General features: G+C 35.6%; 18 protein-coding genes and 1 pseudogene. 15 read left to right on the top strand and 4 right to left on the bottom strand.

The genetic code is table 11. From position 1 onward, the window contains the following. The first annotated feature begins 9 nt into the window (after positions 1-9). The 6 genes and pseudogenes from tgt to ACQV2P_RS00450 all read left to right on the top strand — a co-directional run bounded on the left by tgt (position 10) and on the right by ACQV2P_RS00450 (position 5618). Positions 10-1149 carry a tRNA guanosine(34) transglycosylase Tgt gene (tgt, locus tag ACQV2P_RS00425; protein WP_428873800.1) on the top strand — a complete coding sequence of 380 codons (1140 nt, stop codon included), beginning with the start codon at positions 10-12 and terminating at the stop codon, positions 1147-1149. A gap of 58 nt (positions 1150-1207) precedes the next feature. Further along, complete coding sequence (yajC, locus tag ACQV2P_RS00430) at positions 1208-1555, top strand: preprotein translocase subunit YajC (RefSeq protein WP_428873799.1); 348 nt, start codon at positions 1208-1210, stop codon at positions 1553-1555. A 134-nt stretch (positions 1556-1689) separates the two neighbouring features. After that, positions 1690-2808: a DNA polymerase IV gene (gene dinB, locus ACQV2P_RS00435; protein ID WP_428873798.1), complete on the top strand. Its 1119-nt coding sequence runs from the start codon at positions 1690-1692 to the stop codon at positions 2806-2808. Between the two features lie 40 nt (positions 2809-2848). Beyond that, positions 2849-3286: pseudogene (locus tag ACQV2P_RS00440) on the top strand (hypothetical protein). 17 nt (positions 3287-3303) lie between these two features. Next, the gene (locus tag ACQV2P_RS00445) at positions 3304-4638 is read left to right on the top strand and encodes a DRTGG domain-containing protein (RefSeq protein WP_428873796.1); all 1335 of its coding nucleotides are present in this window, start codon (positions 3304-3306) and stop codon (positions 4636-4638) included. Then, on the top strand, positions 4638-5618 hold the full coding sequence (locus ACQV2P_RS00450) for a DHH family phosphoesterase (protein WP_428873795.1): 981 nt from the start codon (positions 4638-4640) through the stop codon (positions 5616-5618). Before ACQV2P_RS00445 ends, ACQV2P_RS00450 begins: the two co-directional genes overlap by 1 nt. Before the next feature lie 468 nt (positions 5619-6086). On the opposite strand, the gene zwf is transcribed toward ACQV2P_RS00450, so the two are convergent. Next, a complete protein-coding gene (zwf, locus tag ACQV2P_RS00455; RefSeq protein WP_428874687.1) occupies positions 6087-7529 on the bottom strand; it encodes a glucose-6-phosphate dehydrogenase in 1443 nt (480 codons plus the stop codon). A 156-nt stretch (positions 7530-7685) separates the two neighbouring features. Between zwf and ACQV2P_RS00460 the strand changes: the two genes are divergently transcribed. Then, positions 7686-9029, top strand: a complete 1344-nt coding sequence (locus ACQV2P_RS00460; RefSeq protein WP_428875808.1) for a DEAD/DEAH box helicase — start codon at positions 7686-7688, stop codon at positions 9027-9029. Positions 9030-9041: 12 nt separating this feature from the next. On the opposite strand, the gene ACQV2P_RS00465 is transcribed toward ACQV2P_RS00460, so the two are convergent. Both ACQV2P_RS00465 and ACQV2P_RS00470 read right to left on the bottom strand, forming a co-directional pair. Beyond that, positions 9042-9920: a DUF1189 family protein gene (locus ACQV2P_RS00465; RefSeq protein ID WP_428875809.1), complete on the bottom strand. Its 879-nt coding sequence runs from the start codon at positions 9918-9920 to the stop codon at positions 9042-9044. Between the two features lie 94 nt (positions 9921-10014). Continuing rightward, complete coding sequence (locus ACQV2P_RS00470) at positions 10015-12669, bottom strand: YfhO family protein (protein WP_428893224.1); 2655 nt, start codon at positions 12667-12669, stop codon at positions 10015-10017. 172 nt (positions 12670-12841) lie between these two features. Here ACQV2P_RS00470 and ACQV2P_RS00475 point away from each other — a divergent pair, with 172 nt between their 5' ends. From ACQV2P_RS00475 to ACQV2P_RS00505, 7 genes are all read left to right on the top strand, one after another. Beyond that, positions 12842-14965 carry a peptidoglycan D,D-transpeptidase FtsI family protein gene (locus ACQV2P_RS00475; protein ID WP_428874690.1) on the top strand — a complete coding sequence of 708 codons (2124 nt, stop codon included), beginning with the start codon at positions 12842-12844 and terminating at the stop codon, positions 14963-14965. An 81-nt stretch (positions 14966-15046) separates the two neighbouring features. Next, positions 15047-15523 (top strand): terminase gpP N-terminus-related DNA-binding protein, encoded by a 477-nt coding sequence (locus ACQV2P_RS00480; RefSeq protein ID WP_428893223.1) that lies wholly within the window; start codon positions 15047-15049, stop codon positions 15521-15523. A gap of 14 nt (positions 15524-15537) precedes the next feature. Then, positions 15538-16152 (top strand): endolytic transglycosylase MltG, encoded by a 615-nt coding sequence (locus ACQV2P_RS00485; protein WP_428873788.1) that lies wholly within the window; start codon positions 15538-15540, stop codon positions 16150-16152. An 89-nt stretch (positions 16153-16241) separates the two neighbouring features. Then, positions 16242-16394 carry a 50S ribosomal protein L33 gene (gene rpmG, locus ACQV2P_RS00490; protein ID WP_090290502.1) on the top strand — a complete coding sequence of 51 codons (153 nt, stop codon included), beginning with the start codon at positions 16242-16244 and terminating at the stop codon, positions 16392-16394. 122 nt (positions 16395-16516) lie between these two features. Further along, on the top strand, positions 16517-17200 hold the full coding sequence (locus ACQV2P_RS00495) for a rhomboid family intramembrane serine protease (protein WP_428875812.1): 684 nt from the start codon (positions 16517-16519) through the stop codon (positions 17198-17200). A 10-nt stretch (positions 17201-17210) separates the two neighbouring features. Further along, the gene (locus ACQV2P_RS00500) at positions 17211-18179 is read left to right on the top strand and encodes an ROK family glucokinase (RefSeq protein WP_428874691.1); all 969 of its coding nucleotides are present in this window, start codon (positions 17211-17213) and stop codon (positions 18177-18179) included. Beyond that, entirely contained in the window at positions 18179-18577 is a 399-nt protein-coding gene (locus ACQV2P_RS00505) for a rhodanese-like domain-containing protein (RefSeq protein ID WP_428873785.1), read from the top strand. The genes ACQV2P_RS00500 and ACQV2P_RS00505 overlap by 1 nt, the downstream gene beginning before the upstream one ends. Positions 18578-18609: 32 nt before the next feature. Here ACQV2P_RS00505 and ACQV2P_RS00510 read toward each other — a convergent pair whose 3' ends face one another. Next, positions 18610-18741, bottom strand: coding sequence for a hypothetical protein (locus ACQV2P_RS00510; RefSeq protein ID WP_428881723.1), 132 nt, complete (start codon positions 18739-18741; stop codon positions 18610-18612). A 141-nt stretch (positions 18742-18882) separates the two neighbouring features. Here ACQV2P_RS00510 and gndA point away from each other — a divergent pair, with 141 nt between their 5' ends. Beyond that, complete coding sequence (gene gndA / locus ACQV2P_RS00515; protein ID WP_428874692.1) at positions 18883-20328, top strand: NADP-dependent phosphogluconate dehydrogenase; 1446 nt, start codon at positions 18883-18885, stop codon at positions 20326-20328. The last annotated feature ends 58 nt before the right edge of the window (positions 20329-20386 follow it).

Genomic DNA, 20386 nt, shown 5'->3' on the forward strand with positions numbered 1-20386 from the left:
AGGTAAATAGTGGCTGCTATAACTTATGAATTAATCAAAGAAGAAAAACATACGGGAGCTCGATTAGGGATACTTCATACTCCACATGGCTCATTTGAAACCCCCATGTATATGCCGGTAGGAACATTAGCTACCGTCAAATCATTATCACCTGAAGAGTTAAAAGATATGGGAGCGGGTGTGATATTAAGTAATACCTATCATTTATGGTTAAGGCCTGGTGAAGAGATTATTGAGCAAGCAGGCGGGCTTCACAAGTTTATGAACTGGGATCAAGGGATTCTAACCGATTCAGGAGGGTTTCAAGTCTTTTCTCTGAGTGAGATTCGTGATATAGAAGAAGAAGGCGTTCATTTTCGTAATCATATTTCAGGAGAAAAATTATTCTTATCTCCTGAGAAAGCCATTCAAATTCAGAATGCTTTGGGATCAGATATTATCATGTCCTTTGATGAATGCCCAGACTATCATCAGCCTTATGATTACGTTAAAAAGTCGATTGCTAGAACTAGTCGTTGGGCAGAAAGAGGATTAAAAGCACATCAAAATCCTGAAAAACAAGCACTCTTTGGCATTTGCCAAGGGGCAGGTTATAAAGACTTGCGCTTACAACACGCTAAAGACATGATTGCTTTAGATTTCCCAGGCTATTCCATTGGCGGCTTATCAGTGGGCGAGACTAAAGAGGAAATGAATGAAGTCCTAGATTACTTAATGCCAGTTTTTCCTAAAAACAAACCACGCTATTTAATGGGGGTTGGTTCTCCTGATGCCTTAATTGATGGTTCCATTCGTGGTGTGGATATGTTTGATTGTGTCTTAGCTACTCGCATTGCTCGAAACGGTAGCTGCATGACTTCGCAAGGAAGATTAGTGGTGAAAAACGCTAAATATGCACGTGATTATAGCCCCATTGATCCTAAATGTGACTGTTATACCTGTCGTAATTATAGTCGCGCTTATATTCGCCATTTAATGAAGAGTCAAGAAACCTTTGGGTTACGTTTAACTTCGATACATAATACCCATTTCTTATTGCAATTGATGCGTGATGTTCGTCAAGCCATTCGAGAAGATAATTTATTAGAGTTTCGTCAAGCTTTTCGTGAAGAATATGGTTATAACAAACCAAATGCTCCAGAATTTTAATGGAGAAAGTCTTAAAAAACTGTTATAATATAAGAGATATTTAGAGGAGGAATTTTTAATGGGAAATAGTTATTTTGCTTTTTTACCAATGCTTATTATGTTCGCTTTATTTTACTTTATGTTGATTCGTCCCCAAAAAAAAGCGGCCGATGCAAAGCGCCAAATGATTGAGGCAATGCAAGCAGGTGATGGAGTAGTTACAATTGGGGGATTGCATGGAATAGTAGATGAAGTAAAACAGCAAGAAGGCCTTGTTGTAATTGACTGTGAAGGTATATATTTAACCTTTGAAATCAGTGCGGTAGCAAATGTTCTTAAGAGTGCGGGTACAAATGATGAAACCGTCTACTCTTCTGAAAATAAAACCACTGTTGAAGGGAAGTTAGAAACGGATGCTAATGTGTAAGTCTTAGCATCTTAAATGAATAATTGAAACATTTATTAGTAGGTAATTATTACTTATTAATAAATGTTTTTTCACTTATTCTATCTAGCTTTATAGTATTATTATTAGGATATGAAGCCTTTAGGAGGCTAAATATGAGATATGGCTTACTTACTTTCGATGATCCTAAACCGGATACAAGTCGCAAAATATTACATGTGGATATGGATGCCTTTTATGCTTCCATTGAAATTCGTGATAATCCGTCCTTAAGCAATCAACCTGTAGTTATTGCTAAACATCCAAAATTAACTAATGGACGGGGGATTGTGACCACTTGTAATTACATAGCGCGTCAATACGGTATTCATTCTGCAATGTCTTCTTTGGAAGCTTATAAGCGCTGTCCTCAAGCTGTTTTTATCAAAGGCAATATGGCTTATTACCGCTCGGTTTCGCAAGAAATTCGCAAAATTTTTTATCAATACACTGACCAAGTGGAGCCTCTATCCTTAGATGAAGCCTATTTGGATGTATCGAAAAATCATATAAAGGAAGAATCAGCTTTAAAAATCGCTCGTCTTATCCAGGCTCAAATTTATGAAGAAATTCATCTAAGTTGTTCAGTAGGAGTTTCTTATAATAAATTTATTGCTAAACTGGCTTCAGATTTTCATAAACCGAATGGTATTACCTTGGTTTCTCCGGATGAAGCCATACCTTTTCTTCATGCGCTCCCAATTAAAGATTTCTATGGGGTAGGCGCTAAGTCTTTAAGTATTTTTGAAAGCCATAACATTAAAACTGGCTCAGACCTAGCGAAGTTTTCACTCGAAGAATTAATTGCTAAATTTGGAAAAATGGGACACTCACTTTATTTTAAGGTTCGAGGTATTCACAATGTGCCTGTCAGTCAAAATCGGCAAAGAAAATCGATGGGAACTGAACAAACCTTTCAAACTTTCCTTTTAGATGAGGAGGTTATTAAGGAAAAAGTACGCCAACTAGTAGTGAAAATATCGCAAGATCTAAATGCTAAAGATTTATATTGTCAAACGCTCACTCTTAAGATACGTTACAGTAATTTTGAAACAGTGACCAGGCAAGACAGCTTTGCCTATCCAACTAATGATCGTTATCAATTAATGAATAAAGCTATAGAATTGTGGGAAGATCACGGTGAGGCAAATAGAGAGATTCGTTTATTAGGAATATCAGTATCCAAGTTATTAGACCCTCAAAGTGAACCCTTACCCATTCAATTAGATATTTAATAGAAGGATATAAAATGGAAGGGTTTCTTCAACTGAACCCATCTTTCAGTCGGGTATAGTCGGCATAGGAACATGTTTATGTACTGTATTTGCTGCATCTTTTGTTTTTTAGTAAAGAAAGTAGACAATAAATTACTAGCCATGATGCAGGGATTAGCAGGTGAAATTATGGTGGCAGCTTCTTTCTGGTTACTTTTAGCTCCTGCTTTAGAATAACTTGCCAGTGTTGGTTTTAAAATTCCTGAACGGTTTCCAGCAGCAGTTGGCTTTTTAGTTGGTGGTGTCTTCTTACGCTTAATGGATCAGTTTGTTCCGCACTTGCATTATGCTGAAGACTATGATTTTCGTTCGAGTGGAAGAATTAATTCCAGAATCACAAACAGAAGGCAATACAGACTTAGCAACCATGAGTTTTATGGTAGGTTTTGTTATTAAGATGGTTTTAGATGTGGCTTTAAGATATATTATTAATAAATAAGATTTTGAGGTGATTCTTTGGGAACTAAGCATGAACGCATTATCCAATACATTCAATCCTTGCCCATAGGAAACAAAATTTCTGTCAGAGGCATAGCTAAGCAATTGCAAGTGAGTGAGGGAACTGCTTATCGTGCTATCAAAGATGCTGAAGAAAAGGGACTTGTTTCGACTATTGAACGGGTAGGGACTATACGTATTGAACAGAAAAATCACTTATCAGTCGGCCATTTAACCTTTGGTGATATAATCCCTCTAATTGATGGCGAGGTCTTAGGGGGGGAAAAAGGACTGGATAAACCCCTGACCAAATTCATTATTGGAGCGATGACCTTGCAAGCTATGGAGCGATATTTTGAAAGTCAGACCCTGATTATTGTTGGTAATCGGTCTGAAGTTCACCGACACTCCCTAAAGAATGGTATCGCTGTATTAATAACAGGTGGCTTTAAAACCGACCACGATATTATAAGACTAGCAAACCAAGAAGAGCTACCCATTATAACGACTAGTTATGATACTTATACTGTTGCCTCATTAATCAATCAATCAATCAACGAGCAAATGATTAAGCAAGAAATTGTAACAGTTGAAGAAGTCTATACTCCTATTGAAAGAACGGTATCATTGGAGCCTTCAGATACTATTGAGAATTTTAAGAAGAAATCGAGTGAAACTGGTTTATCAAGATTCCCAGTGGTGACCAATAAGCGTTTAGTAGGAGTCGTAACTGCTAATGATTTAATGGGAAGAGGTAACAGTGTTTCAATTGAACGGGCGATGAGTAAAAATGTCATTACTGTTAAGCCGCATATGAGTTTAGCATCTGTTTCATATAAGATGATTTGGGAAGATATTGAAATGATTCCCGTTGTTGCTGACAACTTGCAACTTTTGGGTGTCGTTTCTCGCCAAGATGTTATGAAGGCCTTACAAAATATTCAACAGCAACCACAAACAGCTAATACCTTCGAACACGATCTGTTAAAACACTTGGTTGAAGTTAACCGTAATGATTTTAAAAATCGTTATGATTATCAGTTTGAGGTCCAACCCCAGATGGTTAATACTTTGGGGACTTTATCCTATGGAGGGCTTTGCGAGTTGATTGCCCAAGTTGCAATTATCAAGGTAAAGGATTTAACAGGTCATAATAATATTCTTGAATCACTTAATCTTAATTATTTCACATTTATTCAATTAGGAAACTTGATTGAATTTCAAGTTGAAATTTCTAACTACAATCGACGTTCGGCAATTTCTCAGGTGAAAGTTTTTGTTGAAAATATTCTGGTCGCTCAAGCAACAGTTGGTTCACAAATGGTAAATAAAAGACAGAAGGAGTCTAACTAATGACAGTTAAGCAAAGCTTAATCGAAAAGTTAATAAGTCTAATTGATCAATATGATCGTATTATTATTCATCGACACATCAATCCAGATCCAGATGCGATTGGTTCACAATTAGGGCTGAAGGCCACAATCAAACATAATTTTCCAGATAAGACGGTCCTAGCTGCTGGCAAGATGGGCAAGGGAATTGAGTGGTTGGGCCGTATGGATAATGTTGACAGACAGGATTATGAAGATGCTTTGGTAATTATTTTAGATACACCAGTTTTTGAACGGATTGACGGAAATGATCACATTCAAAATAATACTTTAATCAAAATAGATCATCATCTGGTAGTTGAGCACTTTGCTGACTTGGAAATTGTTGAAATTCTAAGTTCTTCAACTGCAGAACTCATTACTAAAATGATCATGCATTCTCAAGGTCAATTGACCCTTTCACCACAAGCTGCTACATTCCTATATGCGGGCATTGTCGGTGATACAGGACGGTTCCTCCATTCAAATACCACTCAAGCAACCTTTGAGGCGGTAGCTTATTTGATGGCTCATCAAGCTGAAAATACTCAAATTAACCGCAAGATGAATGAGTTATCACTCAATGAATTAAATTTCCAATCATTTGCCATTGATCAAATTGAATTGTATGAAAAGGGAGTAGCAACAATGACCTTGAAACAAGCAGATTTAATTCAAAGAGGAATGACGGTTGATGGAACCAATGCGGTTACCAATTTACCAGGACGTTTAAAAGAAGTATTAACATGGGTTATTTTTATTGAAAAAGAAGACTCACATGGAGAGTATCGTGCACGTATTCGCTCAAAAGGCCCAAATATTCATCAAGTAGCGATCCAGTTTAATGGCGGTGGTCATGAAATGGCTTCGGGAGCCAATGTTTATGATGATGAAGAGAAAAAAGAGCTAATTGATCAAATGATTAAAGTTAATGCTCAGTTTTTAAAAGATCAAAACATTTAATAATCTAATCGATAAAAAGTTCTTTCCCTTTAACGTGGCACTGCACCCCATAAATGGGACAGAATAAAAAACACCTTTGTTAGGCTGCTTGTTGACGTTTTAATTTGATTTTGAGTGGATCTATCTCGCTAAGTTCTTCGAATCCTTTGCCATAAGTCTATTGTTTACCTCCAGCTTGATTGAAGCGCTAGGTTTGACTTTAACGGTCCCAAGGCCAGCAAGTTTTTACTTGAGATGTGTTCTTAATGTTTCATTCATCTATTATTTGTTTATTAGTCCGGCCTTCATTTTTCATTTCAATACATTTCGATTTTGTTTCTGCAGAGTAAGCTAGGTGATTAACCCTAATCAAACACCTCCATTAAATTCATTTCACACGAATTCAACGGAGGTGTTTTTATGTTTGCCTCACTATTTGGGGGCAGTGCCTAGTACAGGTTAAAGTGAAAGGATCTTTATTTTGTTTTGTTATTCATTAAACCATGAGCGATTGTCCTTTTCGATCAGATAGTCACCTGCTTCTGGTCCGTTAGACTGGGCAGGGTAGAAAGCCAAATCGGGATCTTTTTCTTCTTGCCATAGAGCATGAATGGAATCGATAAATTGCCAAGCATACTTGACTTCTAGGTAGTGAGCGAAATTACTCAGGTCGCCGTTCATACAGTCAAAAAGTAATTTTTCGTAGTCACCTGGTATAACCTTGGTAAGTTCTCGTGGAAGATGATAGCATAAATTGAGCTCTTTAATTTCGTTACGATGGGTAGAATCAGACTGGGATAAGCACAAACGAATGCCAGCATGAGGAGCTAATTCAATTTGTAAATAGTTAGCTGGAACATTTTCAGCTTGCTTCTTATAGATTATTTTAATATCGGTCTGTTTATTATTAAGATGCTTACCTGAGCGCAAATAGATGGGGGTGTTTGCCCATTTATCTTGCTCAATGGCTATTTTTAAAGCCATATAGGTTTCGGTTGTCGAGTCACTGGCAACGTCTTTTTCTTGACGGTAAGCTACGTGACTTTGGTCTTCACTTTGTATGTATTGCCCACGTACCACATGTTTTTTTAAAACTTCTAAGTCAGCATAGTGTTTCAATTGTTTCAATCGATCAATTTTTTTCTGCCTTAAAGCCTCATTACTCCTATTAGCAGGTAGGTCCATAGTGATCAAGGTTAATAATTGCAGGGCATGATTTTGGATCATATCGCGACTGACCCCACTAGTTTCATAATAGGCTCCACGATCTTCGACTCCAATTTCTTCATCTAAAGTGATTTGAATGTGGTCGATATTGGCTGGATCCCATAGGAATTGGCTGAGAAAGTTGTTCATCCGAATGGGTAGAATTTGATTGACAATACTCTTACCTAGATAATGATCAATTCGATAAATTTGATTTTCATCAAAGGACTGAGTTAACTGAGTCTGTAATTCTTCAGCTGTTTTTTCATCATATCCAAAAGGTTTTTCAATAATTAGTCGATTATATCCCTGGTCAGTGAGTAAGCCTTGATTTTTTAACTGACTGGTAATAACTGGGAATAACTTAGGAGATAAAGAAATATAAAAAATCTGATTTCCTTGAGTTTGATATTTTTCTGAGAGAGAAAGAGATAGCTTTTTAAGTTGGTTATACTGTCGACTTTCCTTTACATCATTAGCTTGATAATAAAAATGCGAGAGAAAATCTTCAATGTTCTCATTCGCTTGTTTAGCTTGTGAAAGACTTTCTTTAACCACTTGACGAAAGAATTCATCGTCCCATGCTCGTCTAGCGGTCCCAATTATTGCAAAATGGTCAGCTAAAAAGCCTTTATTATATAATTGATAAAGGGCAGGGTATAATTTACGGTGGGCTAAGTCACCACTAGCCCCAAAAATAGTCATAATTAAGCGATATTCTTTCATCTTTATGATGCCTCCATTTTTACATAGTTTTTATTATATCAAATTAGATCTTGGATTCAAGATTAAGAATCCGTCATATTTTATCAGATAGCTTTATGGTATACTTTTTTACGAATGACGTTATTATAAGCAAAAGAATATATAGAGGAGAAATATATGAATTTTAATGAATTAAATATAAAAGCATTTATTAAGCAAGCACTGGATAGAATATCATTTAAAAAGTTGACCCCGGTGCAAGAAGAAGTGATCCCTCTTGCCTTAAAAGGCGAGAGCCTTATTGTAAAGTCTCAAACTGGGTCAGGAAAAACACATGCTTTTCTTATTCCGTTATTGGAGCAATTAGATCCTAGCGATCAAAAAGTTCAAGCAGTTATTACAGCTCCTAGTCGTGAATTAGCCAATCAAATTTATGAATTTGCGACGGAATTAGTAGGTGATCAAAGTGAGAGTATCAGAATTTCACGTTTTATAGGTGGAACGGATAAGGAAAGACAGATAGATAAATTAGCCAACCAACAACCGCATCTAGTAATTGGAACGCCAGGGCGAATTTTTGATCTGATGCAAGCCAATGCTTTATGGGTACAAACAGCTAAGACGATGGTTGTGGACGAAGCGGATATGACTTTTGATTTGGGTTTTTTATCAATTGTCGATGAAATTGCTTCTAGAATGGCAGAAAATCTGCAAATGATGGTTTTTTCTGCTACGATTCCTCAGCAGGTAGCAGTGTTCTTAAATAAATACATGACCGGACCCAAAGAGATTACGATTAAACCGAAGCAAGTGCTAACTGACCAAGTGGAAAATTACTTAATTGATATCAAAGGGATCAAACGAGAGGAAATGGTCTATAATCTATTAACAATGGGTCAGCCCTATTTAGCAATTGTTTTTTGTAATACTAGAAATTATGCCGATGACTTAAGTGAATTTTTAAAAAGCAAGGGCTTAAAGATAGCCACCATTCATGGTGGCATGCAACCAAGAGAAAGAAATCGTTTAATGAAACAAATTCGAAATCTAGAGTTTCAATATGTGGTGGCTTCTGATCTTGCGGCCAGAGGAATTGATATTCCAGGTGTTTCGCACGTTATTAATACCGAATTGCCAAAGGACTTAGAATTCTTTGTCCATCGTGTCGGTCGAACAGCGCGAAATGACTTAACCGGCACAGCCTATACCTTTATGGGGCCTGACGATGAAGCGGCTATTGAGAGCTTAGAAGCCAAGGGTATTAAATTTACTGAAGTCAAATATAGTAAGGGTGAGTTAAAAGAAGTTGATCATCGGAGTCGACGCTCCGTTCGCAAGAATACACAAGAAAAAACACAAGATCCTAAGGTGAAACAATTAATTAATCGCGCTAAGAAGACTAAAGTCAAGCCGGGCTATAAAAATAAACTGAAGCAAGAAATAAAAGAGCATAAACGCTCAGTTGGCCGACGTAAAAATAAATTGAGAGCTAGACAAGAACGAAAAAATAAGACAAATTAAGGGACTCCTGAATTAGGAGTCCTTTTTGTCTTCATCTGTTTTAATATCTTCTTCTTTGATAATGTTGATATCCATATGAGATAACAATTGATGCATGAAGAGAGTATGTTGTTTAAAAGTATGGTAGATAATAAAGAGTGTTAGGCCCACAAAGAGATAGAAAGGAACATAAAAGCCTGACCATAATAATTGAATGATTTCTATCATTAAGATTGGCACAAAAGAACAAACCATAACTAACTTCATTCGCACCATAAAAGGTAAAGGAAAGTTTAAACGCATGTTCAAGATACCGGTTAATAAAGAGGTAATAACTAGAAAATAAAAGTGAGCGAAGACCGCGGCTATCCAAGTCATTATTATAGTAAAGAAGAGTTGAGTTAAACTAAATTGACTAGCATAAGTCAAAACGGCCGCTAGATTTTCTTTATTAGTGACCATATCATGATTAAAGGCAAAAACCTGACCATTTTCGGGTGTATAGACCAGTATTTGGTTTTTAACTAGTAACAAGTTGAAGGTGCTCGTCAATTGAGGGTCTCTATTATCTACTGACTTTAAAATTAAACCTTCTCCTTCAGAAAGATTGGTCAACTGATCGTCTATAATTAATTGAAATTGTCGTGATTCATAATATAGAGCTTTCTCGCCTTCATTAAGCTGGAGTTCACCCGCATTAATGTGGAAATCAGGTAGATAATTAATGCTTTCATTAATATCTGTTTGAATGGATCGCAGTGTTGGAAAAAGGGCTTTTCCAAAATTCAAAGCCATTAAAATGGTGATAATTAAAGGAAGGACTAATACTTGCTTCCATTTGACATTGAGGCTCTCGATATAAAAGCGTGGATTATTCAAGCCATTTTTAAGGATAAAAAATAATTTTTTCAAATAAAACATCCTTTATTCTATAATTTAATAGAGCTATCTTATCCAACTATTCAGCATTATGCAAGTTGGACGCCTATATTTATTATAACATGAATTATTTATTTTTATGGCGAAATTTGTTTTGATCTACTATTAATAAAGCAATAGCTAGAAAGCTAACCAAGCCACCATAATAGATAGAGTCGGGGAAATAAGTCATCTTAATTGTATGTTTACCTTTGGTCATTGGAATAGCCATTAAAGTATCATTTAAAACTGGAAGGGCTTCTACAGACTGATTGTCCACTTTAACATGCCAATAAGGATCATAAGGCAATGTCATCAGCAAATATCCTTCTTCTTGCTCAATATTAATTTGGCCTTCCAAAGTATTTTCTTCAAAAGAAGTAATTTTTAGAGACTTGTTTTTTCTTTTTGTGATTAACTGCTGATAGTTTTTAAGGTTGAATTCATAGAGATTTATAAGGTTGGCTTTAAAAGTGTTTTTCTTTAACTTAACTCTAAGTGAATGTTCTTTACCTGATTTTTTAAAAGCCGCATCCATAATTTGGCGGCTGTTAGTAGGCGAATAAAACTCATAAGGCTTACTATCTAGTATAAGTTCAACTCTGTTGTTAGAAAAATGATTAGGAAAAGTAAAATAAAAGGGATTGTTTGATTCAGTATCAAAGGATAGGGCAAAAGAAGCATCCCTTTTGGGATTTTCTTTTTTGTAGGTATAGAAGTCCCCATCTCCTTTATTGGTCACATTCAGATTTAGATAATCAATTTTTTTGAATTTTTTTTGTTCAAAGAATTGTAGCTTTTCACCGTCAAAGTTCAGCAAGTCTAATAAGATTTCTTGATTTTCAATGGGCTTATATTTTTTAAACTTAGCTTTTATAACCACAGGAGATACTTCCATTCCTAGTCCCAAAACATTCGGATTTTTATAGTAGACATAGCGCTTTTCTTTTTTGAGTTTTTGATGCGCTCGAATATCAAAATCGCTGACTTCTCGATATAAAGCGTAACTTTCAACCGTGGCATACATATTTGTATTGGAGGTGATATCGATGAGGTAGCGAATATTCAAAAAATCATCGGTAAACAGGGTCCCACTGGTGTAATAAATGGAATTACTAGTGTGTGGAATTCCCAAATAACCATACAGTTGGCTAGTAGAAGCCTCTAAGGTTGATCCAAAATGATTGACGCTAGGATAATTAGCGAAAAAGGATTCATTTTTTGTTCGATTAAAGGTCTTATGGATGCGATAGAATTCATTTTCTTTAGGTTGAACAGGGGCAATCATCTCATCCAATAAGGCAATATAATCTTTAAATCGAGAAGGTTGCACATAATGATCATTAGATGACAAAATGAAGTAACCGTTTAGAGTCATATCTCCACATGTTAGAAGGAGTATTAGGAAAAGCAAACCCTTATTGGGCTTGCGATTAAGATAGAAAATAAAACTAATTAAGAGCATGAAGATGAGGCTATAAAAGATTTTTGCATCACTTAAAAAGCTATAATTATCATTCAAAAAATAAAATAAACAAAAGACTGTTAAAGAAAAAACTATGGTGAGTATTTGATAGAGTCTGATCTTATGAACGTATTTATAAGAGCGAATCGCTAAAATTAATAAAAAGAATGAAACTAAGAATGAAAAACGAGAAGGATACCAAATCGGAAATTGACCAAGGTGCCATGCCTTATCTAAATTAGTGAAAGTAAAGGAGGCAAAGTAAAAGACTAATAACATAAAGCTGATTAGTTTTTCTTTCATTCTTATCTTAGCTGAGAGAAAGTATAAGATAAGAAGAACTACCACAGTCATGCCCACATAAAAATTGGCTGAACCGTTGGATAACTGATTAAAATTAAAAGCACCGATAAAGTTTTTGGCCAGTAAATCCATCAAGGAGTGTTCACTTGAACAATCAAAAATAAAATCGAAGGATCCTTTCTTATGAGCATTTTTGCTGCTCAGAGTTGAAATAAAAGTAGGGAGTAAAAAGAGTCCTGACAATCCGGTTGAAAGCAGTGAATATTTTATAAAAGAAAAGTATTGCGAAAAAACTTTTTTGATTGAAAGGTGTTTCTCATCTTCGAAAATGACAAAAAGACTATAACCCATTAAAAAGATCGAAATCATATAAGCTATGTAATAATGACTGATCATTGCAATCGCTAAACTAAAAACATAAAGAAGCGGTTTGTTCTCTTTGAGTAGATAATCTAGACCTAGTGCAATTAGTGGTAACCAGAATAATCCATCTAACCACATGATATTCAGTTGATAGGCCATGGTATAAGACATGAAGGTATAGGCTTGACTAAAAGCTATATTCATGACTGGCTGGATGGTGTATTTTTTTTCAACAAAATAATAAAAACTGGCCGAAATGGCTAGCAGTTTTATGAGGGTTAAAAATAGAATGGCGAAATCTAAATTTTCAGTTTTAAAAAATAGTATAATCAGATTAAAGGGACTCATTAAATAATACGCCCATAAGCCAATCATCTCACCACCAATTCCTTTTTCAAAAGAATAAAGGAAGAGTCTAGGATTTTCTGTGAGTGCTCGTTGATACAAACTGAAAAAATCGATGTATTGCTGGCTTAAATCAACGGTGAGCAGGGTACGTTCTTGTTGATCTCCTATGGGAATAAATTTCATCAAATAGGCTAACATACTTGCTATTAAGAAGCTAATAAATATATTCACTAAAATAAAATATTTTCTACTTTTAATTTTCACGAAAAAACTCCTTTTTCTTGAAACATTGCTTATCTATCTTAGCAAAAAATAGTGATAAAATCACAAAATAATAAATGTTAATTTATGACTTAACGGATAAAGTTTCAACTTGAGGTATAGTTTGCTATAATAACTTAGACTTTAGAAATAGATTACAGAAAGTATGATGAAGATGCCTAAAAAATTAAATAAAAATAAAAAAAAGAAGCGTTCACATATACCTAGGCGATTAAATCTTTTGTTTTTTACAGCCTTTTTAGCTTTTACAGCCCTTTTTATTCGTCTGGGCTATTTGCAACTATATAAAGGAGAAAGTCTTACTAAAATGGTTCAACGAACCGAATCAACCATTTCAACGGGGGCTGTGCCTCGTGGAATGATCTATGATAGCCAAGGTGATGTGATTGTCGGTAATCAACCGGAACGAGCTATTCTCTTTACCAGAGATCGTGCCTCGAGGGTAGATAATGGAGATCTTATTAAAATTGCTACTCAGTTAGCCTCTTTAATTGAATTACCAACTCAAGGAGTTACCGAAAGAGATAAGAAAGATTATTTTATCGTAAATAATATCGACGAAATTCGTAAACGTTTAAATGATGAGGAACTGCTTTTATCAGGCAGTCAGGCTTATGAAGCTCAATTATCAAAAGTTGAAGACGAAGATTTAGAATTTTCGGAAGCCGAATTAAAAATTATTGCCATCTATAAACGTATGGCAGCTGCTTACGAGTTATCGACCGTTACGATAAAAAATAAAAATGTTACCCAAGAAGAAATAGCTAGGGTGAGTGAAAACTTAAGAAACTTACCCGGCATTCAAATTGGGACTGATTGGCAAAGAGTTTATCCTAAAAAGGATATGCTCCGTTCTATCCTAGGACAAGTTTCGACTGAAGAGCGCGGTATTCCAAGAGAAGACGCTAAGGAATTATTGCTTAAAGGTTATGCTATGAATGATCGAATCGGAATTTCTTATTTAGAAAAGCAATATGAATCGATTTTAAAAGGCTCTAAATCAGTTTTTAATATTGTGACAGATGCTAAAGATGATATTCTAAAAAATGATAAAGTCTACGAAGGTTCAAAAGGAAACAATCTGGTATTAACTATCAATACAGATTTTCAAGCTAAGTTAGATGAGATTGTTGAAAGCAGTTTAGTTAATATGGGAGCCGAACAGGGATTAAATGATCGAGTTTATGTGGTAGCCTTAAATCCAAAAAATGGTGAAGTATTAGGCATTTCCGGTAAGAGATATGCTTATGATAAAAAAAATGATACCTATAATCGTGAGCAAATTGTTGATGACGCTTTAGGAGCCATTAACACATCCTACGGTATGGGGTCTAGTGTCAAGCCTGCCATGATCTCAATGGGTTATAAAGAAGGCGTTATTTCTTTAACAGATAATGTAATTGTTGATGAACCATTAAAATTCCAAGCTTCTCAAGAGAAAACATCCCTATTCAATCGAACAGGGCAAATTCCTATTGATGATATGATTGCATTGCAACGTTCTTCAAACATTTACATGATTAAGTTAGCCATGCGTATCGGTGGGCAATACAATTATGAAGAAGAGGGACGATTGAATATTAATCCTCGGACCATCGATATTTTGAGAAGGAACTTTGCTGAATTTGGCTTGGGAACTAAGACTGGTATCGACCTCCCCAATGAATCAACGGGATATACACCTGCTAGTAATATGTTAGTTTCAGCACTTGATTTATCGTATGGTCAATTCGACTTATACACACCGTTACAGATGGCTCAATATGTCTCTACAATAGCTAATAACGGCAAACGTTATTCACCTAGATTGGTTAAAGAAGTTCGCGGAACTGATAAAAACGGTCAATTAGGTGGGATTGTTACCACTATTCCACCAAAGTTAATGAATGTCATTCAAAATGAGCCTGCCCAAATGCAAAGAATTCAAGAAGGAATGCGAATGGTTTCCCATACCCAAGAAGGAACTGCTTCATTTTATTTGCAGGATTATCCTTTTCAAGTAGGGTCGAAAACGGGAACGACAGAAGCCTTCTATGCAGGACCTATTCAATATGCAAAAAATGATCCTGTTATAAATGGTACTTACATTGGTTATGCACCCTTTGATGATCCTGAGATAGCTATTAGCGTGATTGTCCCTTACCTTAACCAGTCTTCATACGGTGGTGAAGCCACTCGAATAGCACGGGACGTGTATAATGCTTACTTTGAATTGAAATCAGCCACTAGAGAGACTATTATTGATTATAAGAATAAGAAAAATTTAACTTCGCCTTAATTAGGGTTAAATTTTCAGAAAGATTTATTTAAATCTTCACAAAGGTTTGCTAAACTGAGAAAAAATAGATGAGGTGAAATAATGGATATTTGGATTTTAGTACTGGCTCTATTGGTGCTGGCAATTATTGTCTTGGTGATGTCTTTGTTTACCAAAGACTCTACAGGTAATGCAAGCTTAAATAAAAAGCTTGAAGATCACGCAGAAAAAATCAGACAGTTACAACATTCGATTAATCAACTCAAGGTGGAAGATACTTCCATTGAAAGTGTTGAGGAAGAATTTATGCAGCCTTTAACAGCTCAAGATGTTTATTTTGCACCCAAAGAAGATGCTGAAAAATTTGAAGCAATTGAAGCAGTTGAAGAGCATGAAGCTCTTGAAGTTGCAGAAGAAGTGGTTCAACCGCGTGTCAATTATGATGTCAATGATCGCAATCGCGAAGACATCATTCGTTACTATTCACAAGGTTATACCTTAAAAGAAATTGAAGATGAGGTTGATGAAGAGCTCGTAACCATTCAATACGTGATCGATGAATATATTGAAAACCGCTAGTTAGGAGGTTTAATATGAAAAAAGAAAAATTAAGATCATTAGGGGTGGGGCTTCTAATTGCCAGTTTACTAACGGCTGTTTATGCTACCTTTGTTCAAGGGTATGTGCCAATCGAGGGAGTGACCTTACCTAGCTTACTTGATGGGCAAGAAACCAGGCAATTAAAAGACAAGGTTAAAGAAAGTGAAGCCAGTTTAGAAAAACTAACAGGCGATAATGAAAACTTAAAAAAACAATTAGAAAAAGTGACCACCGATAACGAATCCTTAACAGAAAAGGTTGCTAAACAAAGAGAATCAATTGATTATTTAGAGTCACTGAGAGATGAGAGTGATAATACTGAAGAACAAGATGAATCCATAGATTCTAATGATGAAACTGCAAGTGAAGATAATAACCAAGCTTCTGCTGAAGGAGCCTTTGTAATTCGTCAAGGAGAGAATGCTAGTCAGATTTCTCAGCGATTAGAAACAGAAGGATATATTACCTCCGCTCAAGAGTTTCAAAACCTTATCGAACAATGGCAATTATCTTCATTAATTCAAACAGGCGAATATCAATTGAACTCTGATATGACCATTCATGAAATTGCTAGCCAGTTAACTCATGGAGCTTATTATTATCAATAAAAAACCATAGCTAAATTTTAGAAACAATGGTATAATCTTATAGTGCTGTTCTTGGAAGAGTAAATATTTTTTAGTTTGGAGGGAAAATCATGCGCGTAAACATCAATTTAGAATGTACTGAATGCGGTGAACGTAATTACTTAACTAATAAAAACAAACGTAACAATCCTGATCGTCTGGAAGTTAAAAAGTACTGCCCAAGAGATCGTAAGGTAACATTACACCGTGAAGTTAAAAAATAATTTTTATGAAAGTCTGGGCCATTAATGACCTAGACTTTTTATTTTTAACTGAATTAGGCTCAATAGGAAAAAATAGCTACTTAGTGTATAATGGACTTCAAATTATTAAAGGAGTTTCAAATATGAAAAAGAGACGTATTTTAGCCTTACCCTTCGTTACTTATTCCTTAGTAGCGATCAACTTAATGGTCTTCATTTATATGTTAATAAGATTTCAAACAACAACATCCTTAGAGGCTTTAATAAAAACGGGAGCGAAGTCCAATGAATTAATTCTTTATGGTGGAGAATGGTGGCGATTAATTACACCAAGCTTTATACATATTGGTTTTGAACACTTGCTTTTTAATAACCTTTCTCTTTATTTTATAGGGCAAGACTTAGAAAAAATTCTTGGACACGGACGCTTTTTAATAATTTATTTACTTGCTAGTTTTGGGGGCAATGTATTTTCTTTTGCCTTTAATGACAATGTTTCAGCAGGTGCTTCGACAGGTATTTTCGGCTTGTTTCTAGCTTATATTGTCTTAGCGAAAATGTATCCCAATATGATTGTTTTAAGGCAAAGAGCCATTAATTTTTCACTGTTAATTATTTTGAATGTCATTACTGGTTTTTCTTCTCAAGGGATTGATCAGTGGGGACATTTTGGTGGAGCGGTATACGGTGGTATGACGACCTTAGTCTTAGGTCTAGGTCACCGATTGCATGCCAGTGTTGATAAGAAGATAAGATCAGGGGTTTTTTGGGGAATATTTATTTTGACTGCTCTCTTAATTATGGGTAAAATTTTTAACTATCGCTAGGAGGCTGTATATGAAAAAGATTATCGGCATCGATTTGGGTGGAACGAGTGTTAAAATGGCCATTATTTCACAAAAAGGTCAAATTATTGAAAAATGGTCAATACCAACCATGACTCAAAATAAAGGTCAAAAAATTGTTCCTTCGATTATCGAATCTATTCAAAACAAATTAGAAGAAAGACAAGAAGTAGCAGAAGATTACCTAGGCATTGGAATGGGTAGTCCGGGCACTATTTTAGAAGATGGTTCAGTTAAGGGAGCCTATAATTTAAATTGGGTACACCCTCATCCCGTTAAAAGCCAATTTGAAAGAGCAATCAACCTTCCCTTTATGATCATTAATGATGCTAATTCAGCTGCTCTTGGTGAACTCTGGCAAGGAGCAGGCAAGGGTTGCAGTGATTTAGCAATGTTAACTTTGGGAACAGGAGTTGGAGGAGGAATTATCTGCCAAAATCGTTTGATTAAAGGAGCTTCGGGTTCAGCGGGAGAAATTGGCCATATAACAGTGGACTTTACCGATCGTTTTCCTTGTTCATGTGGTAAAAAGGGATGCTTAGAAGCGATTGCTTCAGCCAAAGGTCTCAATAACTTGGGTCAACTTCTTGCTAAAGATTATCAAGGCCAATCTTCTTTGTACCAAATGTTCCAAGCTAGCCAAGTGGTTGAAGCTGAGGATTTAATGGTAGCAGTAAAAGCTAATGATGACTTTGCTCTGGAAATTTTTGAAAACTTTTCAAAATACATAGGCTTAGCTTGTTCATACTTAGCAAACATTCTCAATCCGCAACAGATTGTTATCGGAGGGGGTATCTCCAAGGCTGGAGACTCCCTTAAGGAATCCATTGAAAAACAATATCAAAAATTTGTTTTTCAACCTATCAAAGATCAAACACAAATAAGCTTAGCTGAATTAGGCAATGACGCCGGAATTTTAGGAGCAGCTTATTTAATTTTAGTAAAAGAAAGTAGGAAATAATGATGAGTATATTTGAACTGTTTTTGTGGATAATTGTAACTGTTCTTTTAGTTTATGGTATTTTCTGGGTAAGCCTTTGGATAATGCGCAAACGATCAGCCCAATTGGTCGCTAGTGGAGAATTAAATGAAATTATTCGCAAAGTCCAAGTGGTTGATGTTCGTGAAGCGGGAGAATTTGATGCACGTCATATTTTAGGAGCTAGAAGTATTCCAATGTCGCAATTTAAAATGCGTTTTAGTGAAATTCGAAAAGATATTCCTGTTTATTTAGTGGATGATAATTATTTTTTAAGTTCAAGAGCTGCTAATATATTAAGAAAGAATGGATATGACCAAGTCTTTATTCTAAAGGGTGGAATGGAAAAATGGTTTGGGAAAACCAAATCGAATCAATAAAAAATGAAGTGGCAGAATCCACTTCATTCCTATTATCCTTTATAATTAAAAAAAGAAATTACGAGACTAAAAATGACACCAGCTAACATGGTAATCACCATAATAATCGAAAAGATTTTTATACGTCGATCGTATTTACTTTTCTTTTTTTTGTTGGCTTTCATTGGCTGGAACCTCCTATCCATTGATAAAAATAGTGTAACGCAAACGCCTATAAAATGCAATTTGTCTTTATTAAGTTAACTTTAATTCAAGTTAAAAGTTTGTTAGAATGAGATAATCATGAAAGTGAAGGAGATAATTAGATGACATTAGCTCAAATTGGTGTAGTTGGAATGGCTGTAATGGGAAAGAATTTAGCGTTAAATATTGAAAGTAGAGGTTATCGTGTAGCAATTTATAATCGCTCACAGTCTAAAACAGAAGCAGCCATAAACGAAAATAAAGATAAAAATTTAGTAGCTAGCTATGACTTGGAATCCTTTGTTCAATCAATTGAAAAGCCTCGTCGTATCTTGTTAATGGTAAAAGCAGGTCAAGCGACTGATTCTACAATCCAATCACTTTTACCTCTTTTAGACCAAGGAGATATTTTAATCGATGGAGGGAATACCTTCTTTAAAGATACTATGAGAAGAGCAGAAACTTTAGCTGACTCTGGCATACATTTTATTGGGATGGGAGTTTCTGGTGGGGAAGAAGGTGCCTTACATGGTCCTGCCTTAATGCCTGGTGGACCAAAAGAAGCCTATGAATTAGTTGAGCCTATCTTAAAAGAAATTGCGGCAAAAGCACCAGCTGATCAAGAACCCTGTGTAGCTTATATGGGAGCAAATGGTGCCGGTCATTATGTTAAAATGGTTCATAATGGTATTGAGTATGGTGATATGCAATTAATTGCCGAATCCTATGCAATCATGGATAAATTATTAGGAATGTCTGCAGATGAGATTGCTCAAGTCTTTGAGGAATGGAACCAAGGAGAATTAAATTCCTATCTAATCGAGATCACCGCCAAGATTCTTAAGGAAAAAGACCCTGAAAGCAAGCGACCAATGGTTGAAATGATTATTGATAAAGCTGGTAATAAAGGGACTGGAAAATGGACCTCGCAATCAGCTTTAGACTTAGGCGTTCCCTTACCTACAATTACAGAATCGGTTTATGCGCGCTTTATCTCTGCTTTAAAAGAAGAACGTGTTAAGGCTTCTCAAATTATTCAAGGACCTTCGCATGATACTTCTAGCTTCCAAAAGGATCGTAAACAGTGGATAGAGAAAATTCGTCAGGCACTTTATTTTTCAAAAATTATGTCCTATGCTCAAGGATTTGCAGAATATCGCAGCGCTTCCGAAGAATATCAATGGGATTTAAATTATAGCCAAATTGCCCGTGTCTTCCGTGCAGGGTGTATTATTCGTGCGCGCTTTTTGCAAGATATTTCTGATGCTTTTGATCGTAATAGAGAATTAGATAACCTTTTATTAGATAATTTCTTCACTCAAATCACTAATCAGTATCAATCAAGTGTTCGCGAAATTGTTTCTTTATCAGTTCAAGCGGGTGTTGCTGTTCCTGGATTTTCAAGCGCAATTGCTTATTATGACTCGTATCGTAGTGAAGTACTTCCAGCTAATTTAATTCAAGCACAGCGTGATTATTTCGGAGCGCATACTTATGAACGTGTGGATAAAGTTGGCAGCTACCATTTCATTTGGGATGAATCGCGTGAAGAAAGAGTAGACCAATAGTCTAAGACCTTAATAAACGTTAATTGGTTAGTAAGTTAAGTCTATAGGAGGAAGTTCG

This window comes from Facklamia sp. P12932, assembly GCF_050409545.1.
In the GTDB taxonomy this organism is placed as follows: Bacteria; Bacillota; Bacilli; order Lactobacillales; family Aerococcaceae; genus Facklamia.